Raw genomic sequence first — 395 nt, forward strand, 5'->3', positions numbered from 1 at the left:
CTGCTGCCAGTACGTCAGTTGCTGCGCATGGCGCGCCTGTTGCGGCGCCTCGCGCTGCCAGCGGGCGTAGTCCGCATACTGCACAGGCAGCGCCTGCCAGCCCGGCGCCCGGCCCTCGACCAGCGCCGCGTAGGCTTCGCACCACTCGTCGACCGCGATCGCACCCGACCAGCCGTCCGACGCAATATGGTGCAGCACCAGGACCAGCACATGGCGCTGCGGCGCCAGACGCAACAATTGCGCCCGCAATGGCAGCTCGCAGCGCAGGTTGAACGGCCGCCCCGCTTCTGCTTCGATGGCCATCTCCATGGCCGCCTCATCTTCCACCGCCAGCACCGGCAGGGCCAGCGTGGCCACTTCCTGCACTTCCTGCCAGGCATGATCGCCATCGCTGG

The 395-nt window shown here is 69.1% G+C and carries 1 protein-coding gene; it reads right to left on the bottom strand.

What is annotated here, in order from left to right; genetic code table 11:
• A partial coding sequence (locus SJI03_RS28855) for a condensation domain-containing protein (RefSeq protein ID WP_322429467.1) occupies positions 1 to 395 on the bottom strand: 395 nt, incomplete at both ends.

Source organism: Janthinobacterium sp. GMG1 (assembly GCF_034427795.1).
Classification (GTDB): Bacteria; Pseudomonadota; Gammaproteobacteria; order Burkholderiales; family Burkholderiaceae_D; genus Janthinobacterium.